This is a genomic window from Streptomyces sp. NBC_01618 (assembly GCF_045209435.1).
Lineage (GTDB): Bacteria > Actinomycetota > Actinomycetes > Streptomycetales > Streptomycetaceae > Streptomyces.
On the sequence record NZ_CP109297.1, the window covers coordinates 7822634 to 7843697 of the forward strand.

Below are 21064 nucleotides of genomic sequence, written 5' to 3' on the forward strand. Positions count from 1 at the left end.
CCGCACCAGCCATCGGTACGACTACAGCGGACGAGCGGTCGGGATCGGTGCTGCCGGGACCCGCGGCGGCACTGCTCTCAGGCACCGAGCCCACGGAGGCGTACGGGCTGCTCGGGCGGGTGTCCGGCGCGTGCGGCGAGCTGGCCGACCATCAGCCGTACCACAGTCACCACATCGGGGTCGTCGACGAGGTACACCTGTCGGCGGCCCTCGCGCCGTGACCGTACGAGACCGGCCAGTTTCAGCTTGGTCAGATGCTGGCTCACCGAGGGAAGGGTGCCGCCCACCCGGTCCGCGAGGCCGGTGACATCGCTCTCGCCCCGGGACAGGGCCCACACGATGTGCAGCCGCGCGGGCGTCGCCAGCAGGCCGAAGGTGGCAGCCGCCTCCACCAGTACCTCCGCGGGCGGATCTTCGAAACCGCCGCCGGCACCTGTCGACACTCTTGCTCTCCCTGTCCGCGTGGGCCGTTTCCCGCACCCGAAGTACCCAGTGTAGGCGCCGGGCGGTTGGGGGCCGCGGGCCCGTACCTCCGGGAACGAGCGATCCTTGGGCACGGGCCCCGCGCGCTCACGACCGGGCGCGTGGGAACTCGCAACCCGGTACGCGGGAACTACAGAGGAGCTCGGACAGACGCATCGATGGCTGGATTCATCCGGTTGCGGACTCATCCAGTCAGGGAGTGAGCGGGAAACGGTCACATCGCTAAAAATGCGATCCCATCCCCCGGGGCGGGTGCTCGTTTGCCATGCTGTCGCCGTAGTCGCCGTCGACGTGATCACGCCGACGTATTCATGCTGACGGTCCACGGAATCCGAGCCCTTCAAGGCAGCTCTGACCTGCGCATGCGGTGTCTTGGGGCTCACTGGTGAGAGAAGTGATCGATGCTTTCCGAGCACGCTGACAACACTCACGGGGCGATAGCCGGGGAGGGTGTGGAGACCGGGGCTCTCGCGCTCAAGATATTGGTCGCCGGAGGCTTCGGAGTCGGGAAGACGACGCTGGTCGGCGCGGTCAGCGAAATCCGGCCGCTGCGGACGGAGGAACTCCTCAGCGAGGCGGGACAGTCGGTCGACGACACCGACGGAGTCGATCAGAAGACCACAACCACCGTCGCCATGGACTTCGGTCGCATCACCATCCGGTCCGGCCTCTCGCTCTACCTGTTCGGCACACCGGGGCAGGACCGTTTCTGGTTCCTGTGGGACGAACTGTCCCAGGGAGCCCTCGGCGCCGTCGTCCTCGCCGACACCCGTCGCCTGGAGGAATGCTTCCCGGCCGTCGACTACTTCGAGCACCGACGCATCCCCTTCGTGGTCGCGGTCAACTGTTTCGCGGGCGCCCGCGCATACGGCGAACGCGATGTGTCCCGCGCCCTCGACCTCGACCTCGGTACGCCCGTCGTCCTGTGCGATGCGCGCGACCGGGACTCCGGCAAGGAAGTCCTGATCCGCACGGTCGAGTACGCCGGGCGGATGCACACGGCCCGGCTCCTCGACTCGGTGAGCTGACCCTCCCGGCACTCTGCACCTCGCGCGCCACAGGGCCAGGACCCGGCCGCATGACGGAGGACCGCTTGCCCGTACGTGACCCGTACGCAAGGCTTACGTGAAACGTGGGGCACGGGGAACGTATGAGCGGGGAGGAGCGGGGATATGGCGCTGGACAGGGGACTTGACTGGCTCCTTGACGATCTCACGGGCAGGGTCGAGCACATACGGCATGCGTTGGTGCTGTCGAACGACGGACTGGTGACCGGAGCCAGTACGGGGCTGGCGCGCGAGGACGCGGAGCATCTCGCCGCGGTCTCGTCCGGGCTGCACAGCCTCGCCCGTGGATCGGGACGCCACTTCCGGGCCGGTAGGGCCCGGCAGACCATGGTGGAGTTCGACGAGGCGCTGCTCTTCGTGACGGCCGCGGGTGAGGGCAGTTGCCTGTGTGTGCTGAGCGAGGCCGAGGCCGACGTGGGCCAGGTCGCGTACGAGATGACGTTGCTCGTGAACAGGGTCGGGGAGCACCTCGGTGTCGCCGCGCGGCAGGCGGGGAGTGACGGCGCAAACCAGCCCTGACCGGCCGCGGGAGTTATCCACAGGCCGGACGAACGGTGCCTCCCCCGAGCTACTGTGCTCACAGAGAGTAATTGAGCCTCACGGGGGAGAGCATCATGACTGTCACCGAATCTCTGTGCACGGATACCGGGAGCACGATGGCCGTGGGCACGGCAGCCCAGGAACTCCAGCTGAAGCGCGGTGAGTTCGCCATTGCCGCACATGTGGGTCTGGTCCGGGTGCTGGAGCGGCAAAGTGGTGGCGCGAGGGCGAGGGTCCGTAGGGAGGAGGTCGACCGGCTGCGGGCGCAGGACGGGTTCCCGGAGGCGCTGCGGGAGCGGCTGCGTACGGTTGGGACGGCGGAAGGGGCCCGACTGCTCGGGATCAGCCCAGACCGTTTCACGAAGTTGGCCCGCGCAGGTTGCTTCCCGCCGATCACGTTCTACCTCAACCGGTACCGGTCGGTGGTCTGGCTCTATCTCGCCGAGGAGCTCGCAGGGTTCGCCGCCCGGGAACCTCACCTCCTGGTGGGAAAGAGCCCGGCCTGGGTGCGCAGCCGGCTCGACGGAGGCGCCGACCACCGTGCGCGTGAGTGGCGCTCACTCCGGATCGAACGGCTGCTGAGCCGCACGGAGGACCCCTGGGCCCGCGCGGCCGTACTCGCGGGCGCACTGGACCCGGTGCAGTTGGCGGAGGTGGTCGACGATCCGTACGAGCGTGCCTACCTCGCCAGGGTCGGCTCCGAACCGGTCTACGGGCCAACAGCGTCGCCCGCCGCGCGGGAGACCATGGCGCGGCTGATGCAGGCCGACGAACCGGACGAGATGTTGTGGCGGCGCGTCGGCCTGATCATGGAGCTGGACAACGCGCGGGAAGCCCGTCCGGCTCCGCGTCCGGGCGACGATTGGCGCCCTCGCCCCGGCCCCGGGTGTGATCCCGGACCTGAGGTCGAGAGCGAGGACGGACCGGAAACCGAGCGCGGCACCGGGGTCGAACGCGGTGTTGAGCCAGGACTCCGGGTTCGGGAAGAGTTTGTTACCGAGGGAGAACGCGCTGCGGCCGCCGAACCCGCCACGGCGTTCGACCCCGGTCCGGTGCCCGAACCCGCACCCACCTTCGTTCCTGTACGCGATTGCGCTCAGGTACGTGATCCGGCTCCCGATCCGGTTCCCGCCCCTGGACCTCCGCCGACAGCGGTGCCGAAAGCCGCACTCGGGCTGCTCGCCCGGCTCGGGCTGCGGCGGCGCCCGTACCGGCGTCCCTGCTGAAAACTCCTGGCGCGGGGAGAACGGCACCGGCATCCTGATCCCCATGCTCATCAGGGAAGCCACAGCCGGGGACTGGGCCGCCATCTGGCCGTTCTTCCACGAAATCGTCGCCGCGGGCGAGACGTTCACCTATCCGCTCGACCTCGATGAGCACGAGGCCCGCTCCTGGTGGCTCCTCCAGTCGCCGAACCGCACGGTCGTCGCGGTCGACGACGACGGGGCGATCCTCGGCACGGCGAAGATGAACACCAACCACATGGGCAACGGCGCACACGTCGCCAGCGCCAGTTACATGGTCGACCCCGACCATTCCGGGCAGGGTGTGGGCCGGGCCCTGTGCGCGTACACGCTGGACTGGGCTCGCAGATCGGGGTTCCGGGCCATGCAATTCAACGCAGTGGTGGAGACGAACATCTACGCTGTCCGGCTCTACCGCTCGCTCGGTTTCGAAATCCTCGGAACGCTGCCCGAGGGGTTCAACCATCCGAAACAGGGCTTCGTCGGACTGCACATCATGCACTGCCGCCTCTGACGCATCTGCCGTCTCCGAAATCCGGCCGAGTGTCCGACCTGACAGCCTCGGCGGGCTGCGTTTCGAAGAGGATCGCGGCCATGGGCTTGCTCCGCTTTCTTCGCGCTGTGTCCGGTCGTCAAGGCCGGCCGGCGACGGTGACAACTTCTTGCGCGACGAGACCAAGCAGGCGCCCGTGTGCGTGGCTGTCCTGCTGGCCGGTGGCGGCATCATGTGGTCCGTGCGCAAGCGTCGCACCGCACAGCACTGACATAGACCAATGATCCCGGCACAGGAGTGTGCCGGGGCCACCGGTCGAGGTGGCTCCACGCTCGCGGGGAGCCACACCCCTCTCGTTCTCGCCCCTCGCCCCCGCACCCCTGCTGCCCGGGCCCGGGAGCCGCCCCGCAGAATGACAGCGGAAGATCGTCCGCTCTCGGCGGGCGATACGGCACACGGGCTGACCGGAGCGCATAGATGAATCACGACGATCCCGTTCTGCTGCACACCGAGGGACGCATCCGGCACATCACGCTCAACCGCCCGCGTGCCCTGAACGCGCTGAATCACGCCATGGTGCTGCGCATGCACGAAGCACTCGGCGAAGCCGAGCGTGATGACGCCATCACCGCGGTGCTGATCACCGGCGCGGGGGAGCGCGGCCTCTGTGCGGGCGGCGACATCCGTTCGATCCATGAGGACGCCCGCTCGGGCGGCGGCACATCGATGGACTTCTGGAGTGACGAGTACCGGCTCAACGCCCGTATCGCCCGGTTCCCCAAGCCGTACGTCGCGGTCATGGACGGCATCGTCATGGGCGGCGGCGTCGGTGTCTCCGCCCACGGTGACGTCCGTATCGTCACCGAACGCTCGCGCGTCGCCATGCCCGAGACGGGAATCGGCTTCGTCCCCGATGTAGGCGGTACGCACCTGCTCGGCGCCGCACCCGGAGAGCTCGGCACCCATCTCGCACTCACGGCGGACGCGGTCGGCGCGGCTGACGCGCTGCTGTGCGGGCTCGCCGACCACTTCGTACTGTCCCACCGCCTTGCCCGGCTCACCACGGCCCTGGCCGCCTGCGGTACGGCAGCCGAGGTCGAGGAGGCCGTACGGCGGCATGCCTCTCCCGCGCCGGGTGGTGAACTGGCGGAGCACCGCGAGTGGATCGATTCCTGCTACCGGTCCGACTCCGTCGAGGAGATCCTCGACCGGCTCGGCACCAGCGGTGTCCCCGCCGCCAAGCAGGCCGCCGAAACGATCCTGGCCAAGTCGCCCACCGCGCTCAAGGTGACCCTCGCCGCGCTGCGCAGGGCCCGTCGGCTCGGCAGCCTGGAGGAGGTACTCGACCAGGAGTACAGGACGTCGTGCACCGCTTTCACGAGGCCCGACCTGGTGGAAGGCGTGCGTGCCCAGATCATCGACAAGGATCGCAATCCGCGGTGGAACCCGGCGAACCTGGCCGAGGTCACCGAGGCCGACCTGGAACTCTACTTCGCGCCGCTCGGCGACCGCGAACTCGGCCTGGCTCCCGCTTCCCGAAGGACCGACTGAGGCATAACGACTGGCTGACGCATAACGACGGATTGAGGCATGGCGGCGGGCTGGGGCATGGTGACGGGCCGAGGCATACAGGGGCGGAGGTGGACGGGTTGAGGCCGGGGCCTCTCAGAGGTCGTTGGGGCCGGTCACGGTGCGGAACGGGATACCGAGAAGGTCGGCCGCGGCCTTGAAGTCCTTGGCGCGGTGGCCGGTGCACAGAGTCCAGCGGTGGCCGATGCCGGTCGCCACCAGGCGTCGGTCCACTCGCCGGGGTCGAAGCCGAAGTCGACAGGGGAGGTGGTGTTGCCGATCTCCAGCAGAGGTCCGGGGACGACTTCGCCCTCGGAGGCGATGAAGGTGAACGTCCCGTCCGGCTCCTGGCCGACGCCGAACGTGGTGACCGGACCGTGCCTGACGTCGAATTCGACGCTGACGCCCCACCCGCGTTTGCCGTGATACACCCACAGCCCGCGCAGCAGCGGATCCTTGGCGCTGATCGCGAGGTGGGCGGGACCGTCGTGCCCCATCTCGACGACCTGGTCGCGGAAGTTGAGGGCCTGGAGCTCGGTGAAGGAGCCGCCGGGCCGATGGTGATCAGCATCGCGAGGCTGGTGCGCAGCTCGTACTCCCCGGCCACCGGGATGCCCCGGGCCGTCGGCAGCGAAGCGCCGAGGATCATGCCTGCGCCGAGCCGCTCATGGATCCCACCCTCCAGGCCACGGTGGTAGTAGGCGAGGCTGTTGAGCTCGAAGTCCTCGACGAGCCGTTCCAGCCCGACCGACACCTGGGCCGCCTCGGCGAGCGGTTCCGCCAGACCCGGTGCCGTACCATCCCGGTCCCAGGCACGGCGGTACTCCTCCAGCAGCCACCTGCCCATGGTGTTGCGCAGAGAGCGGACGGTCCCGTCCACACCGCGTTCATTGGCGAAGTTCGCCCGAGTGACGAGGTGAAGAGCGGCGACGGATCGACGGCCGGGCGGACCTGCCCGATCCGGTCCGCCCGACGATGGAGCGCACCGCGACCGTACGACCCTGTTCAGCAGGTCCCGTCAGCGGCCGGTGCCGGACATGCTCGGCTGGAGCGAGCGCACGAGCTCGAAGAACCGGGACTCATTGCCGCAGAGCCCCGCACGCTCAAGTGCGACATCCGCCTCCGCGATCGGCGAGGCGAGCAAGGGCACATACTTGGGAACTTCGTCAGGCTCCGTGAGCGCCGCCCGAGTGGCCTCCAGCAGTCGGACATACGCCTGGGCCGCGGCGAGTTCGTCATTGCGCATCTCAGCATCTCCCGGTCAGAGGTGTCGGACCCACCAGCATCCCCCATGGGTCTGACAATGACCTCCCACGGCGGCCCCGGACCGTCGGCTAGCCGCCGTTCGGCCGTCGGACACCGGTCGGTGGTTCGACCTCCAGGAATCTTCTGCGCCGCGGCCCGCGGTACAGCAACACCGTCCAGCCCAACTCCCGCAGCACGGCGGCGCACCGGGGCAGCTCGGCCTCCTCCGCGTGAGCGGCTCCGCTGCCGGGCGGACCGAGCCACTCGACCCGCACGCTGCCCGGCGCATCACCGGGCACCAGGCGGTACCCGGTCGCGGTACGCACGCCCGAGCTGTCAACGGCCGAGGCGGCCAGGCCCGATGCCTCCAGTGCCAGGGCGACGGCCCGTATCGGCCGGTGAATCTCCCACTGCGCGGGCACACCCTCCGGACTCGCGTGTTCTGTGTTCGTCAGCCGCCGGATCTGCAGCAGGCCCTCGAACGCCGTCCGTACCGCAGCGGCCCGGCTTCCGTCCGGTGCCGAAGTCGGCGGGCCGTCTCCGGTGGCCGGTTCGAAGCCGGTCTCGTGCTCGGTGCCCATCAGCGTCCCCTTCGCCCGTGCCGTACTGCTGTCAGTGTGCGTCGCCCCACTGACAATGGTCCGGGCGCGGGCCGTCCAGACGCCGCCGCCCGCAGTCGAGGCCCCCGCTACGCCCCCGGTGCGCCGCTTTCACCGGACGGCGACGGACCGGCTCCGCAGATCGTCGTTGACGACCCCGGGCTGAACGATCGCGAGCCTTTCCGCGGTGTCGATGTGAATGATCCGGTTCATGTCCTCGAAGGACAGCACGATCGCCCCGTCGACGGCGTTCGCCCCACCCGAGAGGCCGGTTCTGCGCCACGCGGCACCAGCGGGATGGGTCGTGCCAGGCAGTGGCGGACCACGTCCCGGACATTATCGGTGCTCTGCGGACGCACCACGGCCAGGGGCGTTCCGTAGGGGCACCTCCTGCAAAGATGTAATAACCACCATCATTGCGCGCATGCTTGCCGCCCGGAGCGGAGCCCCCTGATCCGGTGTCTGCGGAGAAGTCGAAGAGGGGCGCGCGGCGATCCGTACCCGTTGGTGATGATCACGAAATCGGTGTGTGCGGGTGACGGATCCGGATAGGGTCGGCCGTCTGACAGCTGATCCGGATAGGGTCGGCCGTCCGACAGTTCCGTATCCCGGAGGACCCACGCACTGTGCCCGACAACGCCCCACGCCCCGGCACCGAAAGCACTGACCGTGTCGACCGCACCGACCGTGCCGCGCTGCGCGCCGACTGTGCGAACTGTTTCGGACTGTGCTGCGTCGCACTGACCCTGACCCGGTCCGCGGACTTCGCGATCAACAAGGATGCCGGTAAGCCCTGCCGTAATCTCCAGGAGGACTTCCGCTGCGGCATCCATGCCGATCTGCGGACGCAGGGGTTCCCCGGCTGCACCGTGTACGACTGCTTCGGGGCCGGCCAGAAGGTCTCCCTCGGCACCTTCGACGGGCAGGACTGGCGACGGGCGCCGCAGACCGCCCAGCAGATGTTCCAGGTGTTCCCGGTCATGCGGCAGCTCCACGAACTCCTCTGGTACCTGACGGAAGCACTGTCCCTGGACGCGGCACGCTCCCTCCACGGCGAGATCCGGCGAGGCCTCGACGAGACGGACCGCCTCACCCACCTCCCCGCGGACGAGTTCACGGACCTGGACGTGGCCGCGCACCGTGACGACATCGCGGGCCTCCTGCTCCGTACCAGCCAACTGGTACGAGCCACGGCGCCCCGCAGGAAGAAGCGAGACCACCGCGGCGCCGACCTCATCGGAGCCAGGCTCAAAGGCGCCGATCTGCGGGGCGCCGACCTGCGGGGCGCCTATCTCGTCGCGGCGGACCTCACAGGTGCCGATCTGCGCCTGGCCGATCTGATCGGCGCCGACTTCCGGGACGCCGACCTGTCCGGTGCCGACCTCACCGGAAGTCTCTTCCTCACTCAGGCGCAGCTCAACGCGGCCCGGGGCGACGCGGCGACGAAACTCCCGCCCTCGCTCAGCCGGCCCACTCACTGGGACCGCTGAATTCCCGGCCCGGGCCGTGCCGCTGACGGCCCGGACAGCATTCGCGCCGCACCCGGACGAATCGGCCGGTGCGGCCGGGCACCGCAGACACCCGTGGTTCGTTGGACAGTGAGGCGTACCCGGAACGCCTCCGACGACCGGACCGAGGAGTCGCGCACATGCCCAGCAGTACCAACCGCAGCCGCACCGATCAGAGCCGCGCCGAACAGAGTGGTGGGGACGGGAGCCGCACCCGCCTGATCGAGCGGCTCATGGAGCAGTTCCCGCACGTGCCCCGGGAAGCCGTCATCAAGGAAGACCTCCTGCGCGGCGGCGTGGCGTTCGACGAGTCGGCGCTCAGCGACAACGAGGGCGGCGACATCAAGCCGAAGTCGTACTTCATCTTCTCGTTCGATCACGGAACACTCCCGGAGCTCGGTGCGGCCGCGCTCCGTCGCCCGCCGGAGGAGATCGTCCTCACCGGTGGCCCGTACGAGCTGCGCCGGACCGTGGTGTCGGTACGGGTCAACCCGGCGTCCCCGTACCGCGTCGCTGCCGACGGCGACGGCGTGCTGGGGCTGTACCTCGACGGCCGGCGGATCTCCGACGTCGGCCTGCCGCCGATGCCGGACTACTACCGGCACACCCTTGAGAACGGCAAGTCCGTCATGGAGGTCGCGCCCACCATCCAGTGGGGCTACCTCGTCTATCTGACGGTCTTCCGGGTCTGCCAGTACTTCGGGGCGAAGGAGGAGTGCCAGTACTGCGACATCAACCACAACTGGCGCCAGCACAAGGCGGCGGGACGCCCGTACACCGGTGTGAAGCCGGTCGAGGAGGTCCTGGAGGCACTGGCCATCATCGACAAGTACGACACCGCCAAGACGTCGACCGCGTACACCCTCACCGGGGGCGCCATCACCTCCCACATCGGCGGCCGCGACGAGGCGGATTTCTACGGCCAGTACGCGAAGGCCATCGAGGAGCGCTTCCCCGGCCGCTGGATCGGCAAGGTCGTCGCCCAGGCCCTGCCCAAGGCCGACGTGCAGCGCTTCCACGACTACGGCGTCCAGATCTACCACCCCAACTACGAGGTGTGGGACCGCCGGCTGTTCGAGCTCTACTGCCCCGGCAAGGAGCGTTACGTCGGCCGTGACGAGTGGCACCGACGCATTCTGGACTCCGCCGAGGTCTTCGGCCCGCGCAATGTCATCCCCAACTTCGTGGCGGGCGTCGAGATGGCCGAACCCTTCGGCTTCACCACGGTGAACGAGGCCATCGAATCGACCACCGAAGGCCTGCGGTTCTTCATGTCGCACGGCATCACGCCGCGCTTCACCACCTGGTGCCCGGAGCCCACCACCCCGCTCGGAAAGACCAACCCGGACGGAGCGCCGCTGGAGTACCACATCCGCCTGCTGGACGCCTACCGGGCAACGATGGAGGAGTACGGGCTCAGCTCACCCCCCGGCTACGGCCCGCCCGGACCCGGTCGCGCCGTCTTCTCCGTCAGCTCGTTCATGGACAGCCTTCCGGCCCGTCCGGACGACGTGCAGTGACACCGGGCGGGCGTAGTACCGCGCCGTAGTCTTCGGTGCGGAGCGGGAGGCGGAGACCTCCGCCACCTGCTCCAGCACACGCGGAACGGACAGGGACGCCTTCCGACCGCCCTCAGTGATGGCCCGGTCCTACGCGCGACGCCCACCGCGACGAGTGTGAACCCGTCGATCGCCGTCGCCCCGGGCCGTCAGGCGCGCCACTCCGCCGTGCGTTCCGGGGAAGCTTCGGCGAGTGCCTCGATAACGGCCTCGGCGTCTCCCTGGTGACCGTAGACGGGCGTGCCGGGCTGTTGTTGCCAGGACTCGTCGAGGCCGCCCGCGTCCACGGTGTCGAAGCCCAGCTCGTCGATGACGTCGCGCACGACCTGCTTGGCTGCCGCATCGTCACCGGCCACCGGCAGCGCCTGACGGCCGGGATTGCCCTTGGGGCGGCCGTTGTCGAGGATGTCCTGCGCGTACGTTCCGTTGAACGCCTTGATCACGGGGTGGCCGATCTGTTGCTCGGTCCACCGGCTCTCCGGCAGACCGTCCTCGATCGCGGCGATGCGGCCGTCGCGCTGCTGCGGGTAGTAATTGCCCGTGTCGATGACCACGGCCCCCTCCGCGGCCTCGTCGAGGAATCCCGAGGGTAGATGGGGGACGGCCTTGAGGGGGACGGTGACGACCACGACCTGGGCTCCCCGAGCGGCCTCGGCCACCGTGACCGGGGTGGCTCCGGTCTCCTTCGCGAGCTCGGTGAGCGTCTGCGGGCCACGTGAGTTGGCGACGGAGACGTCATGCCCCAGTGCGGTGAGACGCCGGGTGAGGTTGCCGCCGATATTGCCTGCTCCGACGATGCCGATCTTCATGGATCCGACCTTCCGATGGTGCCTGCGGTATGTGATGTGGACTCGCCGCTTCACCAACTACCCGTTGCGGTCCCCTATTCCGGGAAGTGGCAAAAGGATTCGCTCCGTCACCGGACGGGTGGGAAGGAGCGGCTGCGGGCACGGACAGTGAGAGAACCGGAATCACCCAGCTTACTTGGAGGCGGTGCTCATGCTCCATGGCGTCGACGTCAGCGCGTACCAGTCGTCCTTCGATACGGACGGACTGGACTTCGTCCTCATCAAGGCCACCGAAGGCCGTTCCTACGTCAACCCGCATCTGACCTCGCAGGTCAAACGTGCCAGGGACGCGGCATGCGTGATCGGCTTCTACCACTTTCTCTGGCAGGGCGACATCACGGCCCAGGCCGAGTACTTCGTGAGCAAGGCTCCGGAGAAGGTGGGCGATCTGCTCGCCGTGGACTGGGAGGAGAACGGCGAAGGCACCCGGGCGAGCAACGCCGAAAAGGACCGCTTCATCCGTGAGCTCAAGAGCCTGAGGCCCCATCACAAGGTTCTGCTGTACTGCAACCGCTACTTCTGGCTGCATCACGACACCACGTCGTATGCGGGGGACGGCCTGTGGATAGCTGACTACGTCACCGCGGGGAAGCCCCGGATCAATGCGCCCTGGCGCATCCATCAGTACACCGACCAGCCGCTCGACAAAGACGTCGCCGCCTTCTCCTCGCGGACCGCCATGCGCGACTGGGCCCGCGGATAGCTGAACGTTCGATCAGCTCGCACTCGAAGTCGGTGCACACCGCCCGCATGATCTCCTCCATCCGCTTGAGGTGCGCGTCGCTGAAGATCCGGTGCCGGTAATTCGTCACAGAAACCAAGTGGGCATGGAGGGCAAAAATGCAGTGCCGAACAGTTCTGATGTTCTGCATGTCAGCCATAAACCAAGTATGTAGGGTGAGTTGTCATGCAGCTCCGATACTCCTTCCGTATTGAGCCGACGCAAGGGCAGCGCATGGCGCTGTCCCGGGTGTTCGGTTGTGCGCGGGTGGTGTGGAACGACTGTTTGCGGGCGAGGCGGGACGCCCGAGCTGCGGGCGGGCCGTTCTTGAAGTCGGCGGAGTTGTCGAAGCGGTTCATCACCGAGGCGAAGAAGACCACCGGGCGTGGCTGGCTGGGGGAGGTGTCCGCCGTGGTGCTGCAGCAGTCGCTGCGGGACCTGGATACGGCGTACTCCAACTTCTTCGCCTCGTTGAAGGGCACCCGCAAGGGGCCGAGGGTTGCCGAGCCCCGGTTCAAGTCGAAGCGGGACAACCGGCAATCCGTCCGCTTCACCGCGAATGCCCGCTGGTCGATCACCGGGGACGGGAAGCTGAACCTTCCCAAGATCGGGCCGGTGAAGGTCCGGTGGTCGCGTCGGCTTCTGTCCATGCCGTCCACGGTGACGGTGACGGTGACGGTGATCAAGGATGCGTCCGGCAGGTACTTCTGCTCGTTCGTCGTGGAGACCGACCCGGCGGACCAGTTGCTGCCCGCGCTGGAGACGGATCAGGGCATCGACCTGGGCCTGACCCACTTCGCCGTCATGGCGGACGGCTCCCGCGTCACCTCACCCCGGTTCCTGCGCCGGGCGGAGAAGAAGCTGAAGAGGGAGCAGCGCCGGCTGTCGCGTAAGGCGAAGGGGTCGAGGAACCGGAACAAGCAGCGGATCAAGGTCGCCAAAGCTCATGCGCGGGTGGCCGATGCGCGCAGGGACTTTACCACAAGCTAGCTGACAGCGCTGTTGAGGCGTGTCCACGCGCACGTCCAGGAAGAGCCCGACGAGCCGCAGTCAGGTCGCTGAGCGGTTCCCGGTGTCCGGTGCGGCAGACTTCGCGGGTGACCACAGCCGCGGCACAGCCGCCTCGCGACCGTGCGCTCGGGCGCGGAATCGCCACGCTCATTCCGCAGGCCGCCACCGCGACCCCGGCTGAACAGGCGGCGGCCGTACTGACGGCGATGCAGTGCGTTCCTGTCCGGGTGGGAGTCCTTCAGGCCGCCGTGGTGCTCCTGGAGGAGCGGGTGCGTACCACGGAGGACGACGTCGAGCGCGCGGCGGCAGCGACGACGGTCGCCATGCTCCGCGGCGCGATCGGCCAGACAGGCTGAACCGGGCCGTCGTGCCTGGCGCGGGCCGGGCACAAGGGCCGAGCGGGACGGAAGGCATGCAGCACACTGCCACGCAAAGACCGTCATTGGCTGTCGATGTACGCCGACCGGGGCGGTGCCGCCCAGCTCGTCGCCATGTGGGCGCTGGCTGCCTGGTCCGCCCGGTCGCTGGTCTACCTGCCGATCCGGGCCAATCCCGTCGCCGACGGCACAGTCAGCGACGGCGAACCGGTCTCGCTGGACCTGGTTCTGCTCCACCACAGCCTGCAGTTTCCGACCGCGTCGTGGAAGCAGGTCCGGTCACGGCGCGGTGCCGGCGAGCCCGGCACCGCAGCCACTCTTGACCATGACTTCCCCGACGAGAGAGCCATCGACCATCGGCGGAGACAACACCGGGCGTACCGCGACCACCTGGGGTTCGACATCGCTGCGCACACTCTTTTCGTCGTGGGCAGTTCCATCGCGTTCCGCGAGCACGGCACCGCACTGCGCGGCCTCGTCGACCAAGCCCCGTCGTACCTGCACCGCTATCCGGATGCCGGGCACTTCTGCGTCGAGCTCAGCCCCGGCCCGTGGTCACGGGCACGGACCCGTCGGCACGTCCCGGGCCGCATGCATATCCAGTACTGCAACGCCTCGTGAATGTGACGATCCTTCTGGTCTGCCTGTCACTCTGCGGAGCCATCACCCGATCGACATGACCGCTTGGGTTCTGCGGTGACGGGGCACAGCCCGTCTGAGCAGCCAGAACCGGGCGGGGGTGTGGCCGACGGGTGTTCGGGCCGCCGACGTGGGACTGCTGTGCGGGTCGTGTCAATGAAAGACACGCCGTCGCCGGGGTGAACGGGTTTCAGCAAGTCGCCTGGACAGGCTAACGGAATCCCAAGTCCCGTGAATTCAGGGGCTAGTTCACTTTCCATCAGATTGTATGAAAATAGCATATGGCGTACATGGTGTACCTCGATCGATGTTTTGGCACCTGCGCACAATATGTTCGATATGACAGGTATGGGGGCCGTCAGTACGTTCAATCACGGGTCGGCTGCTCGGCCGCCCACTCTGAGACAGGAGAAGTGACATGGCTACCCGTTCCACCATTGTTACGGCCGCTGTCGCGGCCGCCGCGGCCCTTGCCGCCACAGGCATCACCTACGCGTCGGCCGCCACCTCCGAGCCGGCCCAGGCCGCCCCCGTCGTCCAGCAGGCCGCCCCGGCCGTCCAGCAGGCTCCCGCCCCCGTCACGGCCCTCGAAGGCGGCGAGGGCGGCAAGGGCAACGAGGGCAAGGGCAACGAAGGCGGGGGCTACGAAGAGGGTCGTGGCCACGAAGGGGGCCGCCGCCACCACGAAGAGGGCCGCATCCACATCAACGAGCGGACCTACTCCGCCGAGCCGGGCGGCTGCATCACCGTCGTCAGCGGCCTCGGCGCCAAGAGCCTCAACATCCGCAACGACAGCCGTCGGGCCGTCGAGGTCTTCCGCGGGGCCACCTGCGACAACGGCGCCCCCATCGCCACCGTCGGACCGTGGAGCTCCAGCGACGGGGTGTTCCCGAAGCGCGTCAGGGGCGGCGTGAAGGTCAAGAACGGAGTGGTGGGCAGCTTCCGGGTGATCGAGCGCCACTTCGGCGAAGGCCGCGGCGGCGGTGACCGAGACTAGTGACCGAGTCACTCGGTTGACGTAGAACCCCGGCCCGCCGGAATCGGGCCGGGGTTCCGTGTCCTTTCACGCTGCCCGCTCCATGGGTGTGGCCCCGGGGCAGCGCCCAGTGGTTGAAGACAACACGTACGGAGTTCAGGGCGTTCGTGCCGCCGGAATGCGGGGCGTTGGCTACTGCGGCGGTCTCACACCGCCCTCGCGGCTGGAAGGTCCCGCACCACTCTGTTCCACAGCAGGCGCGAGCTGCCCGAACGGCTGGCCACGGCTACCCGCTGAACTCGGCGGTGCCTCGTCGTGGACCACGGACGAGTCCTGCCCATCGCGGGGGGCAGCAGGTCAGAACTGGTTCTGGCGCCGGGGATCGGCATGGCCCGGTGATCGTGCCGGTGCAGAGCACCTGTGGTGTTCTGCTGTCGGCGCCCCGGGCGCCCGGCTCCGTCCATAGGGTGTCAGCACCGGTCCGAAGCCCCTGGGACGCGGTGGCCGATCCGGGGTCTTCTCGTCACATCACACCTGATCGGGCGGCAGATAGGGTATTTCCCTGCCCGGGACCGCGCGTCCGGATTCATACTCCGACCGGTACTCAACCCGGGATTTCCGTGCGCTCCCACCATTCGTAGACAGGCAATGGGCCTTCCGGTGTTTCCTGGTGACGCGTGGTGCTCTTGAAGTGCTCGTATCCGCCCCGGAACGGGATCTTGAGGTCGACGCCAGGTGTGTCGACGGAAACGATCCGCTCGGGGAGATCGTCGGGACCGCCCTCAAGCACTGCCTTCGTTGTGTTGGTCATGCTGAAAGTTTCCCCGGGAGGGGGGTCCGGCTCTTCCATGACGCGCCGAAGGTCTGGCCGCTGTGTGTCCTGTCGGCATTTCGACAACATGGCCCTCGGCTTGACGGCGCCGGGAATTCGCTGTTGCGCGAAGTGGTGCACCGGGATGTCGGCACGCGCCAAGCCGGAGCCGATCTCCTGCCAGTACTGTTCGATCAGAACCGTCTCACTTTTTTGAACCTACCCGGAGCACACTCCTCCTGGAGCACTGCCTCCGGACCTCACCCGGCGTCGCGGAGGTTTCGGAGACTGGTAGGAAGGCGTGTGCCGATGGATGTGTGGGGGGATCGGTTCTGTAGGCCGGCAGCGAGTTTCCGGATCGCGGGGAGTCGCGCGAGGAGTGCTTCCCCGGGGCAACTGGTGGCAAATCCGTCACCGTGACCGGAAATTGCATTGAATTGGGCCGAAGTGCCTTTGGGATAACGGCTCTTGTCGTTCGTCGATGTGAGCCGCACCTTGCTGGTCGGGTCGATTCCGCTGAGGCCGAGCTTCCACGCGGCGAGGGCCGCGATCGCGTGTTCCATGGCCGACGGTACGGGTGTGCCCCGTCCGAAGGTGCCGATCGCCGCGATCCCCGCGGTGTCGCGGTTGAAGCCGAGGGTGTGGGAACCGATGACGGGGCGGTCGGCACCGCCGGCACGGCCCTCGTAGATGTTGCCGCAGGTGTCGACGAGGAAGTTGTAGCCGAGGTCTCCCCAACTGCGGTCACGGGTCTGGCCCGTGTACAGGTTGCGCAAGGTGCGCGGGACGTCGGCACAGTCGTAGCCGTTGGGGGTGTCGGTGTGATGAATGAAGACCGCCGTCACCTTTTCCGTGTAGTGGGCATGGGCGTCGCGCCTGGTTTCGTCGGCCCGCCACTGCGTACGCCCCACGATGGCGGGCCGCGGTGCTCCACGGGGAAAGGCCACCGAGGTGGCGCCCAGGGCCGGGAACGGACGCGCGGAATCGGCGGTCGATTCGGGAACGGATCCGGCCGGCCACACGGATGGCGGCCTTCGCGGCGTCGTCTCGCCGACAGCACCGGCCCTCGCCAACCCGGGCGGCGCCGCGAGGAGAGACACCGCCACGGGGGCCGTGACCCACAGCGATGTTCGGAACAAACGCACAGGGAAAACCTTCTTCGTCTTTCGCCGGCAGAACGGCCGGAGCGCGTATGCCCACAGCTTTGCGGCGGGAGGTTCGCCGCGCGCGCCGGGTTACTGCGGTCAGGCGAGCGTGCAGGCACCCTTGCCGTCTGCTGCAAGGGGCGAAGAGGAGGTGCGGTGCGCACGGCGAACTCCGTCGCTTCCCCCATCACCGGTGGGACTGCGCGCCCCTTGCTGTCGCGTACCCGTACCACGCGGCGCGGCATCCGGACCGGAACGGCCGCGCCCATGTGGGGGACATGGCGGGTCACGCCCAGCCCGTCGTCTGGGCGGAGTACCAGGCGTGTGACGACTGCCTGTCCTGAAAACTGCGGGTTGCGACATGTCGCCAACTGCGTCGGGTGGCAGGCCGCCGATACGCCGCGCAGGCGGCACCGACCGAGGCGGCGGGATCCCTACGGTGGTGCCGCGGCTGTCGCGACGGCGACGGTCCGGCCCTCTTCGAGCCGACGCTTCGGATTCCGGGCGACGTCAGGCACTCCGGGCTTCCTGCGCCGTCCGGCGCCGGGTTTCGTCCGCTGCACGCAGGATCCTGTCCGGGCGGATGGGCAGGTCCCGGTGGCGTGTCCCCGTGGCGTGCCACACCGCATTGGCGACGGCGGCGGCGACACCCACGATGCCGATCTCACCGATGCCCTTGATCCCGACCGGGTCGTCCGGGTCGGGGTCGTCGACCCAGTCCGCCTCGATGAGCGGCACGTCGGCGTGCGTGGCGACGTGGTACCCGGCGAGGTCGGCACCGATGTGGCCACCGTCGGCCCGGTCCCTGATCGCCTCCTCGTGGAGGGCCATGGACAGCCCCCAGGTCATTCCGCCGATGAGCTGGCTGCGGGCGGTGAGCGGATTGACGATGGTGCCCGCGGCGTAGATGCCGAGCAGCCTGCGTACGCGTACCTCGCCGGTGGCGGTATCCACCGCGACCTCGGCGAACTGTGCTCCGAAGGAGTGCCGTTCCTTCTTCGCGAGGGCACCGACGGCCTCGGTGGTGTCGGACCGGGCGGTGATCCCCTCCGCCGGAATGACGCCTTCCAAAGCGGCCAATCGCTCCCGCAGCTCGTTCGCCGCGGCTGTCACCGCCCACGCCCAGGAGCGGGTGCCCATCGAGCCGCCGGCGATCATCGCCGGGCCGAGGTCGCTGTCCGCGATCCGTACCCGGATACGGCCGGGATCCACCTCCAGCGCGTCCGCGGCGACCAGGGCCATCGCCGTCCGTGCCCCGGTCCCGATGTCCGCCGCGTTGATCCGTACGGTGAAGGTCCGGTCCGCTTCAGCGGTCACGGCCGCCGTGGACGGGGCGACTCCCGAGGGGTAGGTGGCTGCCGCCGTGCCGGTCCCGAGCAGCCAGCGTCCCTCGCGGCGCAGGCCGGGACGCGGGTCCCGGTGTGCCCAGCCGAACCTGCGGGCGCCCTCCTCGAAACAGGCGAGCACGTTTCGGCTGCTGAACGGCATCCCGGACACGGGACCCGCCCCGGGTTCGTTCCGTGCGCGCAGCGCGATCGGGTCCACGGCGCACTTCTCGGCCAGTTCGTCGAGGGCGGATTCGAGGGCGAAGGATCCCGGTGCCTCGCCCGGTGCGCGCATCCACGCCGGAGTCGGCACGTCGAGCCGTACCAGCCGGTGAAGGGTGTGATGCGCGTCGGCGTCGTACATCACGCGGCCCAGCACGGCGCTCGACTCGACGAATTCATGCACGGTCGACGTAAGACTGTGCGCCCGGTGGTCGAAGGCGCGCAGCCGGCCGTCCGCGTCGGCGCCGAGCCTGATCCGCTGCGCAGTGGGGCTGCGGAATCCGACGAGGGAAAACATCTGACGACGTGTCAAGACGACGCGGACCGGGCGGTGGAGGACGGTCGTGGCCATCACGGCTGCCACTTGGTGCGGGCTCAGGCCCTTGGACCCGAAGCCGCCGCCGACGTGTTCGGACCGCACCCGTACGGAGGCCGGGTCGAGGGAGAAGAGCTGCGCGAGCTCGCTCGCCACCCAGGTGCTGCCCTGGTTGGAGTCGAGGACGTCGAGCCGGCCGCCGTCCCAGCGAGCCGTCGCCGCATGCGGCTCCATCGCGCTGTGGTGCTCCTCCGGTGTGGTGTACTCCTCGTCCACGACGACGGCGGAGGCGTCGAGTTGGGCCTCCAGGTTCCCCTTCGCCGTCTCGGCCTGGACCATCGGGTTGTTCTCCGGCGTGTACGCACCGGGATGTCCGGCGCGGAACGCGACATCGTGCGGCTCCTCCTCGTACCGGACCACCAGCGCCTCGGCGGCCTCCCTGGCCTGCTCGGACGTCTCGGCCACGACCAGCGCCACCGGCCAGCCCGCGAAGGGCACGCGGTCGTGCTGGAAGATCCCGAGGACCGGGTTCGGCCGCCCCAGCATGCCCACGTAGTCGGTGTCGACGCGCGGCGCGTTCCCGTGGTGCAGCACGGTGAGGACGCCGGGCATGGCCAGGACGGGGCCGTCCTCCACGGAACGGATACGGCCACGGGCCACGGTCGACAACACCAGCCAGCCGTAGGCGAGTTCAGCGAAGGGGATCTCTCCGGCGTAGCGGGCCGCCCCGGTGACCTTGTCGCGGCCCTCCACGCGGGTGTGGGCGGATCCGACGGATCCCGTCACGGCTGCGATTTTGGCCGTCGTGGTCATCGGGCGAGCTCCTCGGTGAGTTCGGTCAGCATGGCCACCACGAGATTGCGCATCAGCGTCACCTTGTATCCGTTCTCGGCAAGTGCCTCGGCGGCCGCCAGTTCGGCATCCGCTGCGGCGGCGAACGCCACCGCGCTCACCGGGCCACCGGTCAGCACCCGTTCGGCCGTACGGGCCCGCCACGGGCGGGACGCCACCGCCCCGAACGCGAGGCGCACTTCGCGTACGACATCGTCCTGGACGTCGAGCGCGGCGGCGACCGAGCCGATCGCGAACGCGTACGAGGCGCGCTCGCGCACCTTCCGGTACCGCGAGTGGGCGGCAACCAGGGCCGGTGGCAGCATGACGCCCGTGATCAGCGCACCCGTCGGGAGTGCGGTCTCGATGTGCGGAGCGTCGCCCACGGGCAGATAGAACTCGGAGATCGGCAACTCGCCCGGCCCCCGCGCCGATTCGTAACAGATGACGGCATCGAAGGCGGCGAGCGCGACCGCCATGTCCGACGGATGGGTGGCGATGCAGTGCCCGGAGGCGCCGAGGATCGCGTGGTTGCGGTGCTCGCCCGTGAGGGCGGGGCAACCGCTGCCGGGGGCCCGCTTGTTGCACGGCTTGCTGATGTCGGTGAAGTAACCGCAACGGGTCCGCTGAAGCAGATTCCCGCCGACTGTGGCCATGTTGCGCAGCTGTCCCGAGGCGCCGGCCAGGACGGCCTGCGCCAGCGCCGGGTAGTGACGCCGCACGTCGGGGTGGGCCGCGAGGTCGCTGTTGGTGACGGCCGCGCCGATGCGAAGCCCGCCCTCGTCAGTGAACTCGACTCCGCCCAGGGGGAGTTCGCTCACGTCGATGAGCAGCTCGGGCCTTTCCACGCCGGCCTTCATCAGGTCGACCAGGTTGGTGCCGCCGCCGAGGAAGCGGGCGCCGGGGCGGTCGCCGAGCAGGGCGACAGCCGTGGCGACGTCGAAGACGCGCTCGTATCCGAATTCCCTCATGCCGCTGCCTCCTTGTCCGTTGCCCCGGCTGCTTCCGCCGCCCGCGCGACCGCCTGCACGATCGACACATACGCGCCGCAGCGGCACAGATTGCCGCTCATCCGCTCGCGGATCTCCTCGGCGGTGAGCGCGGGCACGCCCGCTTCGGGCCGGACGTCGCCGGTGACAGCGCTCGGCCAGCCCGCCGCGTGTTCCTCGATCACCGCGAGCGCCGAACAGATCTGCCCCGGTGTGCAGTAACCGCACTGGTAGCCGTCGAGGTCGAGAAAGGCCTGCTGCACCGGATGCAGCCGCTCACCATCGGCCACACCTTCGATGGTGGTGATCGCGCGCCCCTGGGCCGCGACCGCGAGCTGCAGACATGAAACAACCCGCCGCCCGTCGAGCAGCACCGTACAGGCGCCGCACTGGCCCTGGTCGCAGCCCTTTTTGGTACCGGTCAGATCGAGATGCTCGCGCAGGGCGTCGAGCAGGGTGGTGCGATGGTCGACGGACAGGGTGTACTTCTCACCGTTGATGATCAGCGTGATGGCACTGGACGACGATGGGGCCATGATCAGCCTT

General features: G+C 68.7%; 21 protein-coding genes and 3 pseudogenes. 12 read left to right on the forward strand and 12 right to left on the reverse strand.

What is annotated here, in order from left to right; all coding sequences use genetic code 11:
• Positions 1–77 precede the first annotated feature (77 nt).
• Positions 78–443, reverse strand: coding sequence for an ArsR/SmtB family transcription factor (locus tag OH735_RS36465; RefSeq protein ID WP_406386025.1), 366 nt, complete (start codon positions 441–443; stop codon positions 78–80).
• 441 nt (positions 444–884) lie between these two features.
• Between OH735_RS36465 and OH735_RS36470 the strand changes: the two genes are divergently transcribed.
• From OH735_RS36470 to OH735_RS36490, 5 genes are all read left to right on the forward strand, one after another.
• A complete protein-coding gene (locus tag OH735_RS36470) occupies positions 885–1511 on the forward strand; it encodes a GTP-binding protein (protein WP_406386026.1) in 627 nt (208 codons plus the stop codon).
• A gap of 144 nt (positions 1512–1655) precedes the next feature.
• Positions 1656–2069: a roadblock/LC7 domain-containing protein gene (locus OH735_RS36475; protein ID WP_384459665.1), complete on the forward strand. Its 414-nt coding sequence runs from the start codon at positions 1656–1658 to the stop codon at positions 2067–2069.
• Positions 2070–2164: 95 nt separating this feature from the next.
• Positions 2165–3316 carry a DUF6397 family protein gene (locus OH735_RS36480; protein WP_406386028.1) on the forward strand — a complete coding sequence of 384 codons (1152 nt, stop codon included), beginning with the start codon at positions 2165–2167 and terminating at the stop codon, positions 3314–3316.
• Between the two features lie 43 nt (positions 3317–3359).
• Positions 3360–3848 (forward strand): GNAT family N-acetyltransferase, encoded by a 489-nt coding sequence (locus OH735_RS36485; protein WP_406386029.1) that lies wholly within the window; start codon positions 3360–3362, stop codon positions 3846–3848.
• A 456-nt stretch (positions 3849–4304) separates the two neighbouring features.
• The gene (locus OH735_RS36490; RefSeq protein ID WP_406386030.1) at positions 4305–5378 is read left to right on the forward strand and encodes an enoyl-CoA hydratase/isomerase family protein; all 1074 of its coding nucleotides are present in this window, start codon (positions 4305–4307) and stop codon (positions 5376–5378) included.
• A 114-nt stretch (positions 5379–5492) separates the two neighbouring features.
• Here the strand turns inward: OH735_RS36490 and OH735_RS36495 are convergent.
• The 4 genes and pseudogenes from OH735_RS36495 to OH735_RS36510 all read right to left on the reverse strand — a co-directional run.
• Positions 5493–6159: pseudogene (locus tag OH735_RS36495) on the reverse strand (arabinose isomerase); the annotation flags it as partial.
• 255 nt (positions 6160–6414) lie between these two features.
• A complete protein-coding gene (locus tag OH735_RS36500) occupies positions 6415–6642 on the reverse strand; it encodes a hypothetical protein (protein WP_406386032.1) in 228 nt (75 codons plus the stop codon).
• A gap of 88 nt (positions 6643–6730) precedes the next feature.
• Positions 6731–7222: a hypothetical protein gene (locus tag OH735_RS36505; RefSeq protein ID WP_406386033.1), complete on the reverse strand. Its 492-nt coding sequence runs from the start codon at positions 7220–7222 to the stop codon at positions 6731–6733.
• A gap of 150 nt (positions 7223–7372) precedes the next feature.
• Positions 7373–7623: pseudogene (locus OH735_RS36510) on the reverse strand (FAD-binding oxidoreductase); the annotation flags it as partial.
• Between the two features lie 243 nt (positions 7624–7866).
• On the opposite strand from OH735_RS36510, the gene OH735_RS36515 reads away from it, so the two are divergent.
• The gene (locus OH735_RS36515; protein ID WP_406386034.1) at positions 7867–8730 is read left to right on the forward strand and encodes a pentapeptide repeat-containing protein; all 864 of its coding nucleotides are present in this window, start codon (positions 7867–7869) and stop codon (positions 8728–8730) included.
• 251 nt (positions 8731–8981) lie between these two features.
• The gene (locus OH735_RS36520) at positions 8982–10268 is read left to right on the forward strand and encodes a radical SAM protein (RefSeq protein WP_406386895.1); all 1287 of its coding nucleotides are present in this window, start codon (positions 8982–8984) and stop codon (positions 10266–10268) included.
• A 188-nt stretch (positions 10269–10456) separates the two neighbouring features.
• Here the strand turns inward: OH735_RS36520 and OH735_RS36525 are convergent, their stop codons facing one another.
• Positions 10457–11152, reverse strand: coding sequence for an NADPH-dependent F420 reductase (locus OH735_RS36525; protein ID WP_406386897.1), 696 nt, complete (start codon positions 11150–11152; stop codon positions 10457–10459).
• A gap of 154 nt (positions 11153–11306) precedes the next feature.
• Here OH735_RS36525 and OH735_RS36530 point away from each other — a divergent pair, with 154 nt between their 5' ends.
• Positions 11307–11858 (forward strand): GH25 family lysozyme, encoded by a 552-nt coding sequence (locus tag OH735_RS36530; RefSeq protein WP_406386036.1) that lies wholly within the window; start codon positions 11307–11309, stop codon positions 11856–11858.
• On the opposite strand, the gene OH735_RS36535 is transcribed toward OH735_RS36530, so the two are convergent.
• Positions 11755–12036 (reverse strand): transposase, encoded by a 282-nt coding sequence (locus tag OH735_RS36535; protein ID WP_406386037.1) that lies wholly within the window; start codon positions 12034–12036, stop codon positions 11755–11757. The two genes, OH735_RS36530 and OH735_RS36535, sit on opposite strands and share 104 nt — an antisense overlap.
• Before the next feature lie 26 nt (positions 12037–12062).
• Between OH735_RS36535 and OH735_RS36540 the strand changes: the two are divergent.
• The 4 genes and pseudogenes from OH735_RS36540 to OH735_RS36555 form a co-directional block, all read left to right on the forward strand.
• A pseudogene (locus OH735_RS36540) lies at positions 12063–12854 on the forward strand (RNA-guided endonuclease InsQ/TnpB family protein); the annotation flags it as partial.
• 119 nt (positions 12855–12973) lie between these two features.
• Positions 12974–13243, forward strand: a complete 270-nt coding sequence (locus tag OH735_RS36545) for a hypothetical protein (protein ID WP_406386039.1) — start codon at positions 12974–12976, stop codon at positions 13241–13243.
• Between the two features lie 96 nt (positions 13244–13339).
• A complete protein-coding gene (locus OH735_RS36550; protein ID WP_406386040.1) occupies positions 13340–13885 on the forward strand; it encodes a hypothetical protein in 546 nt (181 codons plus the stop codon).
• Positions 13886–14321: 436 nt separating this feature from the next.
• Entirely contained in the window at positions 14322–14900 is a 579-nt protein-coding gene (locus OH735_RS36555) for a hypothetical protein (protein ID WP_406386042.1), read from the forward strand.
• 583 nt (positions 14901–15483) lie between these two features.
• Here OH735_RS36555 and OH735_RS36560 read toward each other — a convergent pair.
• The 5 genes from OH735_RS36560 to OH735_RS36580 all read right to left on the reverse strand — a co-directional run bounded on the left by OH735_RS36560 (position 15484) and on the right by OH735_RS36580 (position 21054).
• Positions 15484–15690, reverse strand: a complete 207-nt coding sequence (locus OH735_RS36560) for a DUF5988 family protein (RefSeq protein WP_406386043.1) — start codon at positions 15688–15690, stop codon at positions 15484–15486.
• A 260-nt stretch (positions 15691–15950) separates the two neighbouring features.
• Positions 15951–16637, reverse strand: a complete 687-nt coding sequence (locus OH735_RS36565) for a peptidoglycan recognition protein (RefSeq protein WP_406386045.1) — start codon at positions 16635–16637, stop codon at positions 15951–15953.
• A 708-nt stretch (positions 16638–17345) separates the two neighbouring features.
• A complete protein-coding gene (locus OH735_RS36570; protein WP_406386047.1) occupies positions 17346–19511 on the reverse strand; it encodes a xanthine dehydrogenase family protein molybdopterin-binding subunit in 2166 nt (721 codons plus the stop codon).
• Entirely contained in the window at positions 19508–20500 is a 993-nt protein-coding gene (locus OH735_RS36575) for an FAD binding domain-containing protein (protein WP_406386048.1), read from the reverse strand. The genes OH735_RS36570 and OH735_RS36575 overlap by 4 nt, the downstream gene beginning before the upstream one ends.
• A complete protein-coding gene (locus OH735_RS36580; RefSeq protein WP_406386898.1) occupies positions 20497–21054 on the reverse strand; it encodes a 2Fe-2S iron-sulfur cluster-binding protein in 558 nt (185 codons plus the stop codon). The genes OH735_RS36575 and OH735_RS36580 overlap by 4 nt, the downstream gene beginning before the upstream one ends.
• Positions 21055–21064 lie beyond the last annotated feature (10 nt).